The sequence below is a fragment of the Streptomyces daliensis genome (genome assembly GCF_054782395.1).
The window spans coordinates 1-7,945 of the sequence record NZ_BAAGSO010000033.1; the positions used below are offsets into that span (position 1 = coordinate 1).

Below are 7,945 nucleotides of genomic sequence, written 5' to 3' on the forward strand. Positions count from 1 at the left end.
CCCCGGCACGGCACCGACCCCCACCACACACCAACCCCACACGACCACCGGCACAAGCCAACAACCACGCGGCGCCAGCCGCGAAGCACCGGTCCACACGCCGCGCCGAAGCCACCCACCCGCACCCGAAAAACAACGGCGCCCCGCCACACGACCGCACCCCCGTGCAGCGGCGCAAAAATGTTGTGGGCAATCGTCCCGCTGGCGGGACGGGTGGGCACAACCCGTGCCACCGGCCCGCCACACGCGAACGAAACCCCAAAGGGGCAACCGGGGCAGGCGCACCCTCTGAGGAGAGGAGCACCCTGTGTGGCCTTCACCCCGCACCCCGTGAAACGGCGCGAACCAGTGAAGGGGCAACCCTGTGTTTCATTCCGCCCCCCGCGAAGGGAGCGTCAGTTCGTCGTAGAGGGCGAGGATTTGGGTGACCGTGTCGTTCTCGGAGGGCCAGCTTGCCGCTCGGGCGTGGCCCTTCGCGACCAGCGAGGCGCGCAGGGGCGGGTCCGTCAGGAGCGAGGTGACCGCTGTGGCGAGCGCGTCGGGGGCGGCGTAGGGGACCAGCAGGGCCGCGTCGCCGACGAGTTCGGGGACGCCCCCGACCGCCGTCGCCACCAACGGCACCCCCGCCCGCAACGCTTCCTGCGCGAAGAGCGACCGCGCCTCCCACCGGGAGGCCAGCACCGCCACGTCCGCCCCGGCCAGCAGCTGAAGCGCGTCCTCACGCCGCCCCAGCAGCCGTACGGGCAGGTCCTCTTCGTCGATGCGCCGTTGCAGCGCGGCACGCTCGGCGCCCTCGCCCGCGATGGCGAACAGCGGCGGCGGTTCGAAGTGGCGCCAGGCACGGGAGGCGGTCAGCGCCGCGTCGTACCCCTGGTGCTCCGCCAGTCGTCCGACGGACACGATCAGCGGCCGGTCCACGGCGCCGACCTCGGCCCGCACCTTGTGCCGCAACCGCTCCTCCGCCGTCCCTGACGGCTCCGCACCCGCCCCTGCCCCCTTCGCGCCCCGTACCGCCGACGGCCGCAGCGCCGCGACGGGCGCGAGCCGCGCGTCCCGCGCGCCACGGCGACGGGCACGGGCGACGAGGTCGGAGCTGACCCCGAGCACCACCGTCGCGGAGCGCGCCACGCGCCGCTCCAGCATCCGCGTCAGGCGCGCCCGCGCTCCCCGCGCGTGCCCACGGGTGTGCCAGGTGACGACGAGCGGGACGTGCCGTCGGCGCCTGCGGAGCGCGAGGGCCGCCAGCAGGCCCGCCTGTAGCCCGTGTGCGTGGACGACGTCGGCGTCCTCGCAGACGCGACGCAGCGCGGCGACCGCCTCCGGCTCGCTGCGCGCCGGGGCGGGCGCGAAGGAGGCCCCTGTCGCGGTGAACCCGTAGCTCAGCTCGGCGCCGCCGGGCGCGCAGACCGTCACCCGCAGCCCTCGTGCCACCAGCCCCGCCGTGAGCGAGCGCACGTGTGTCCCGGTGTCCGCGCTGCCCCCGCCCAGCACCTGGACGGCGTGCGGCGGCGTCTGCCCGACGGATGTCAGCGGCAGCGGCGTGGGGGGACGGCTCACCGGGGTCGAACTCCAAGGTCGTGGGGGCGGAGGGGTCCGTGGGGGTACCGCTCTACGCGCGGTGCGCGCACACGCACGGGCGTACCGTCGTGCGCGCGCATCGCGCGTAGCGTGGGGCCACCAGCATGCCAGCCGTCGGCGGCGGGCCAGGACCGCCGTGTGCCCACGAGGGCGCGAGGCCGCACCCGCGCCGCCCGCGTCTCACCCACCCGGGCGATGCGGACGGCTCACGTACGGGCGCCGACACCGCGCGCAGCAGCGCGCGCCGACACCTCACGTACCGGCGCGCGCCGTCTCCAGCAGTTCCTCCGCGTGCGCCCGTGCGAGCTGCGAGTCCTCCTGGCCCGCGAGCATCCGGGACAGCTCCCGCACCCGCTCCTCGCCCTCCATGGCCTGGACGCCGCTGCGCGTGACCGAGCCCTCGTGGGTCTTCTCGACGACGAGGTGCCGGTCGGCGAATGCGGCGACCTGCGGCAGGTGTGTGACGACCACGACCTGCGCCGAGCGCGCGAGCCTGGCCAGGCGCCGCCCGACCTCGACCGCCGCCTTGCCGCCGACGCCCGCGTCGACCTCGTCGAAGAGGTATGTCGGCACCGGGTCGGCACCGGCGAAGACCACTTCGACGGCGAGCATCACGCGGGACAGCTCGCCGCCCGAGGCGCCCTTGGCGATGGGCCTGGCCTGCGCGCCGGGGTGCGGCGCGAGCAGCAGCTCGACCTCGTCCGTGCCGTGCGGCCCGAAGGCGAGGGTGCGCCCGTGCACGTCCAGGCCCTCGGGGTCCTCCGTGTGGCGCAGTTCGAAGGAGACGCGCGCGTGGGGCATGGCCAGCTCGGCCAGCTCCTCGGTGACGGCGTCGGCGAACCGCTTGGCCGCGTCGGCGCGCGCGTCGGTGAGCTGCTGCGCGAGCGCGGACAGTTCGGCGCGCAGCGCCTCGCTCTCGGCGGTCAGCTCCCCGACCCTGTCGTCGTCGCCCTCCAGCTCGGCGAGCCGCGCCGCGCTCCGCTCGGCCCAGGTGAGGACGGAGGCCGCGCCGCTGTCCTCCTCACCGTCCGGACCCTCGGGCCCGGACGGCCCGCCCGGTTCGCCGGGTTCGGCGCTCGCGTACTTGCGGATCAGGTGGGTGAGCGCGGCGCGCCGCTCCTCGACGGCGGCGAGGCGCAGCGGGTCGGCGTCGAGGTTGTCGGCGTAGCCAGCCAGCTCGCCCGCCACGTCGGACAGCAGGATGGACACCTCGCCGAGCCGGTCCGCGAGCCCGGCGAGCGAGGGGTCGTGCGCCCGTACGGCCTCCAGCGCCCGGTGTGCCCCAGCGACGAGGGTGACGGCGTCGACGCCCTCCGGGTCGGCGGGGTCGCCCGCGAGGGCGCCGTGCGCGGTGGTGGCGGCGGAGGCGAGGGCCTCGGCGTGGCCGAGGCGTTCGGCCTCGGCGGCGAGTTCGACGTCCTCGCCAGGGCGGGGTTCGGCCGCCTCGATCTCCTCCAGGCCGAAGCGCAGCAGATCGGCTTCCTGGGCGCGTTCCCTGGCGCGGGTGGTGATGTCCTCCAGTTCGGCGGTGACGGCGCGCAGGCGCCGGTACGCGGTGGTGTATTCGGCGAGCGGCGCCGAGACGGCCTCGCCCGCGTAGCGGTCGAGTGCCTGCCGTTGCCTGGCGGGGCGCAACAGCCCCTGCTGATCGGTCTGTCCGTGCACCGCGACGAGTTCGTCACTCAGCTCGGCGAGCAGCCCGACGGGCGCCGACCTGCCGCCCACGTGGGCCCGCGAGCGCCCCTCGGCCGAAACGGTGCGGCTGATGAGCAGCGCCCCCTCGTCCAGTTCGGCTCCGGCCTCCTCCGCGCGCCGTGCCGCTGGCGCGTCGGGGGGCACGACGATCCGCCCCTCGACGACGGCTGCCTTGGCTCCGACCCGCACGAGGGCCGCGTCAGCACGGCCGCCGAGCAGCAGGCCGAGGCTGGTGACGACCATGGTCTTGCCGGCTCCGGTCTCGCCGGTCACCGCGGTGAAGCCGGGGGACAGCTCGACGACGGCATCGTCGATCACGCCCAGGGCTCTGATCCGCATCTCCTCCAACACGGATACGACCATACGAGGTTCCGTGGGGATACCCCTACCCCTGGTCCGGGTGGCAGCGGGATCGTCGCAGCGCACACGGCCTCCGCATGCTGGAACAGTCGCCCGCGCAGCCCCGGGGTTCCCGGGTGAATCTCCCGTCGCACCGTCCGCAATGCGGGGGAATCACCCGTAACCGTACGGGTGCCCCGCCGGGAGGCCCGCCTCTCCCCCGCGCCCGCCGGGCGGCGGAGGGTACGCGCACAACCGGCACAACTGTCACCGCTACGCCACAGCTCAGCACATCGGGGGCCATCGTCCATGGGCACACCACTCGCACCGTCCGTCTCCCGGGCCCGGTCCGCGGCTCTGGCGGCACTCTGCGTCCTGGCCGTGGCCGGCGGGCCCGGTGCGGCGCCGGGCGCCGGAGCGGTGGCCGCGAAACCCGCGGCCCACGGACCGCACGGCGGCGTCGCGGGGGTGTGGCGCATGGACGGCTACGGCACCGTCGTCGTCATCGAGGGCCGGTCGCTGCGGACGTACGACACGAGCGCGGTCCACTGCGTACCCGGCGGCCTCAAGGGCCGCCAGCGCGGCGGCGAGGGCCCCGGCGGGCGGCGTACGTACGCGGCGGCGGACTCCGGCGACGTCACCGTGCGCGCCGAGACCCGGGAGCGGGCGCGGCTGCGCATCGCGGACAGCGCGGGCCACCGCACCCTGCACCGCGTCGGAGAGCTGCCGGAGCGGTGCGCGCATAAACCCGAGCGCGGGCCGCGTGCGGTCTTCGACGTGTTCTGGCAGACGTACGCGGAGAACTACCCCTTCTTCGCGGCGAGGGGCGTCGACTGGCGGGCCGTGCGCGAGCGCTACCGCCCCCGCGTCGACGCGCACACCACGGACGACGAACTCTTCTCCGTGCTCCGGGAGATGATCGAGCCCCTGCACGACGCGCACACCGCGATCGACGGCGGCGAGGGGCGCCGCTACGCGGGGGTGCGCCCCGGTACCTCCCCGCCCACCAAGGAGGACATCGCCCGTATCGACAAGGCGACGGACGAGGCCGTCGGCACCGAGCAGCGGCGCTGGGCGGGCGGCGCGCTCTCCTTCGCCGAGCTGCCCGGCGAGGGCGGGGGCGAGGACGAGGGGCGCGGCCCCGTCGGCTATCTGCGCGTCACCCGCTTCCAGGGGTTCACGGAGGACGGCCGCTACGCGGCGGACGTCGCCGAACTGGACCGGGCGCTGGACGCGGTCTTCACCGAGCGCCGCACCCGCTCCCTGCGCGGCCTCGTCCTGGACCTGCGCTTCCACGCCGGGGGCGCCGACCCACTCGGGCTGCGCCTCGCCCAGCGGCTCACGGACCGCCCGTACCTGGCCTACGCGAAACGGGCCCGCAACGACCCGGAGCACCCGGACCGCTTCACGCCCGAGCAGCCCCTCCATGTGACCCCGCACGACGGGCCCGTCTACACCGGGCGCGTAGCCGTGCTGACGGGGCCCCTCACCGTCAGCGCGGGCGAGACCCTCACCCAGGCGCTGCTGGGCCGCGACCCGGCGCCCGCGCGGATCGGCGGGAACACGCAGGGCGCGTTCTCCGACACCCTGGACCGCTCGCTGCCGAACGGCTGGTCGTTCGCGCTGCCGAACGAGGAGTTCCTGACCGCCGACGGACGCACCTTCGACGGCACCGGCATCCCGCCGACCCACCGCACCCCGGTCTTCACCGAGGAGGAGTTCGCGACGCACAGGGACTCGGCGCTGCGCCGCGCCCGCGAGCTGCTGGGCTGAGGCCCGTGCCTCGCGCGTCGGGCGCGGCCCGGCAGGAGCCGGTCCCGCACTCCGCACACTCGACGGACCGACACCCGGCCGACCGGCACATCCACCGCACACCGGAACCCGGCCCCACGCCACGCCCGCGAGCCACTGGGCCGAGGCCCGTGCCTCACCGGACCGGGCCGGTCCGGCGAGGCGGTGCCTACTGGGGCGCTCCGCGCCAGCCCGCGACCGGCAGGGCGAACTTGGCGACCAGCCGGTCCGTGAACGAGGCGTGATGGAGCCGCGCGAGCCGTACCGGCACGGCTCCGCGCCGCACCTCGACCCGCGCCCCCGCCGGGAGTTCCACGCTGCGGCGGCCGTCGCACCAGATGACGCCGTTGGGCGTCGCGGGCTGCACCTCGACCGCGAGCACCGAGTCAGGCGCGGTCACCAGCGGCTTGGCGAAGAGCGCGTGCGCGCTGATCGGCACCATCAGCAGCGCCTCGACCTCCGGCCAGACGACGGGGCCGCCCGCGGAGAAGGCGTACGCCGTGGAGCCCGTCGGCGTCGCGCACACCACTCCGTCGCCGCCGAAGCGGGAGACGGGACGGCCGTCCACCTCGGTGACGACCTCCAGCATGCGCTCTCTGGACGCCTTCTCCACCGACGCCTCGTTCATGGCCCAGTCGCGGTGGACGACGTGCCCGTCATTGCGTACGAGCACGTCGAGCGTCATCCGCTCCTCGACCTCGTAGCTGCGGGTCGCCACGCGGTCGACGACCTTGTCCAGGTCGTCGCGCTCCGCCTCCGCGAGGAAGCCGATGCGCCCGAGGTTCACCCCGAGCATCGGCACGCCCGAGGCCCGCGCGAACTCGGCGCCGCGCAGCAGCGTCCCGTCGCCGCCGAGCACGACCAGCAGCTCACAGCCCTCGGCCGCGTCCGGCTTGGCCTCGGCGATCTGCACGCTCGGCGGCAGCGGCAGATCCACCGCCTCCTCGTCCAGCACGCGCACCCCGAGGCCGCTGCGCAGCAGCCCCTGGACGACCAGTTCCGCGCTGCGGACGGCCGCCGGGCGGCCGGTGTGCGCGAGCAGGAAGACGGTGCGGGTCTCGGCTCCCTCGGTGCTCGTACCGCTCATGCCGCTGTCGGCGTGCCCGCCGTACGTGCCCCGGTAGTCGCCCCCGCCGGTCGGTGTCGTCACTTCGGCCCCTCCGCCACTGCTCGCTCGACGTCCGCCGGGTCGAGGTCAGGCGCCCCGGCGCGCAGCCACAGAAAGTACTCGACGTTGCCCGAAGGTCCTGGCAGCGGACTCGCCGTCACACCCAGCGCGCCCAGCCCGAGCGCGGCGGCCTGGGCGCCGACCGTGCGCACCGCCTCGGCGCGCAGTGCCGTGCTCCGCACGACACCGCCGCTGCCCAGCCGCTCCTTCCCGACCTCGAACTGCGGCTTGACCATGAGCACCAGGTCCGCTTCGGGCCCCGCGCAGCGCACGAGCGCGGGCAGCACGAGGCCCAGCGGGATGAACGAGAGATCGCCGACGACCACGTCGACGGGCTCGCCGCCGATGGCCTCCAGCGTCAGCTCGCGTACGTTCGTGCGGTCCTTGACGGTGACGCGCTCGTCGCTCTGGAGCGACCAGGCGAGCTGCCCGTAGCCGACGTCGACGGCGACGACGTGCGCCGCGCCGGCGCGCAGCAGCACATCCGTGAAGCCGCCCGTCGAGGCCCCCGCGTCCAGGGCACGCCTGCCCTCGACGGACAGGCCCAGCGGCGCGAAGGCGGCGAGCGCTCCGGCCAGCTTGTGGCCGCCGCGCGAGACGTAGTCGGGGTCGTTCTCGTCCTCACGGACGACGAGGGCCGCGCTGGTCTCCACCTGGGTGGCGGCCTTGCCCGCCGTGTTCCCCTGGACGGTCACCCGTCCCGCGGCGATCAGTTGCCCCGCGTGCTCACGGGAACGGGCCAGGTTGCGGCGCACCAGCTCCGCGTCGAGTCGGCGTCGTGCTGCCACGTCTCAGCTCCGGGGGACGGGTCGGTCGAGGGCGGTCAGCGTGTCGCGCAGACCGCGATGAACATCTTCGTACACCTCCAGGTGTCCGGAGACGGCGAGGTGGTCCGCGTCCTCCAGCCGCCTGAGCTGGGAGTCGACGGGCCCGTGCCCCGTCGGCTCCACCCGCACCCCGAGCGGCACGGTCTCCTCGCGGGGCGGTTCCGCGTCCTGTGGGGGCTGTGCGGGGGGCTCCGCGTCTGGCGTGGGGGGTGGCGCGGGATGTCCGCCCTGCTCCGGCTCACTCATGCCCCCGACGCTACCCGCTCCCCCCTTCGCGGGGTGCGGCAGGAAACGGGGGGTTGTCCTGTTGACAGGGATGTTGCGCGGGACGGTTGGCCGGTGTGGTGGGTGCCGTAGGGTCCCGCGCCAATTTTTGTGCCCCTGTCCGGGGGTGCCGTCGTGTGGCTTGGCGCCGTGTTCGGCTGCCTGGCCGGTGGCTACGGCGCGGCGTGTGGTGCGGTGCGTCGCGGCTGGCGCCGCGTGGTTCTTGGCTTGTGCCGGTGGCCGTGTGGGGTTGCTGTGTGGTGGGGGTCGGTGCCGCGCCGGG

At 75.1% G+C, this 7,945-nt stretch carries 6 protein-coding genes; 1 reads left to right on the forward strand and 5 read right to left on the reverse strand.

The window, feature by feature from the left end; all coding sequences use genetic code 11:
* Positions 1-369 precede the first annotated feature (369 nt).
* Together ACYVOO_RS07915 and ACYVOO_RS07920 are read right to left on the reverse strand one after the other, a co-directional pair.
* Positions 370-1,557 carry a glycosyltransferase family 4 protein gene (locus ACYVOO_RS07915; protein ID WP_461014920.1) on the reverse strand — a complete coding sequence of 396 codons (1,188 nt, stop codon included), beginning with the start codon at positions 1,555-1,557 and terminating at the stop codon, positions 370-372.
* 273 nt (positions 1,558-1,830) lie between these two features.
* Positions 1,831-3,636 (reverse strand): DNA repair protein RecN, encoded by a 1,806-nt coding sequence (locus ACYVOO_RS07920; protein ID WP_461014921.1) that lies wholly within the window; start codon positions 3,634-3,636, stop codon positions 1,831-1,833.
* Positions 3,637-3,921: 285 nt separating this feature from the next.
* Here ACYVOO_RS07920 and ACYVOO_RS07925 point away from each other — a divergent pair, with 285 nt between their 5' ends.
* Positions 3,922-5,385, forward strand: coding sequence for a S41 family peptidase (locus ACYVOO_RS07925; RefSeq protein WP_461014922.1), 1,464 nt, complete (start codon positions 3,922-3,924; stop codon positions 5,383-5,385).
* A 187-nt stretch (positions 5,386-5,572) separates the two neighbouring features.
* Here the strand turns inward: ACYVOO_RS07925 and ACYVOO_RS07930 are convergent, their stop codons facing one another.
* Genes ACYVOO_RS07930 through ACYVOO_RS07940 form a run of 3 tightly spaced genes read right to left on the reverse strand, consistent with a single transcriptional unit; the run spans position 5,573 to position 7,644 of the window.
* Positions 5,573-6,490 (reverse strand): NAD kinase, encoded by a 918-nt coding sequence (locus ACYVOO_RS07930; protein ID WP_461014934.1) that lies wholly within the window; start codon positions 6,488-6,490, stop codon positions 5,573-5,575.
* Positions 6,491-6,549: 59 nt separating this feature from the next.
* Positions 6,550-7,359, reverse strand: coding sequence for a TlyA family RNA methyltransferase (locus ACYVOO_RS07935; protein WP_461014923.1), 810 nt, complete (start codon positions 7,357-7,359; stop codon positions 6,550-6,552).
* A 3-nt stretch (positions 7,360-7,362) separates the two neighbouring features.
* Complete coding sequence (locus tag ACYVOO_RS07940; RefSeq protein ID WP_461014924.1) at positions 7,363-7,644, reverse strand: hypothetical protein; 282 nt, start codon at positions 7,642-7,644, stop codon at positions 7,363-7,365.
* Positions 7,645-7,945: the final 301 nt, after the last annotated feature.

Bases quoted from the DNA above. Each gene is read 5' to 3' on its own strand.
- ACYVOO_RS07925 (WP_461014922.1), top strand. From the start codon at position 3,922: ATGGGCACACCACTCGCACCGTCCGTCTCCCGGGCCCGGTCCGCGGCT.
- ACYVOO_RS07920 (WP_461014921.1), bottom strand. From the start codon at position 3,636: ATGGTCGTATCCGTGTTGGAGGAGATGCGGATCAGAGCCCTGGGCGTG.
- ACYVOO_RS07930 (WP_461014934.1), bottom strand. From the start codon at position 6,490: ATGAGCGGTACGAGCACCGAGGGAGCCGAGACCCGCACCGTCTTCCTG.
- ACYVOO_RS07940 (WP_461014924.1), bottom strand. From the start codon at position 7,644: ATGAGTGAGCCGGAGCAGGGCGGACATCCCGCGCCACCCCCCACGCCA.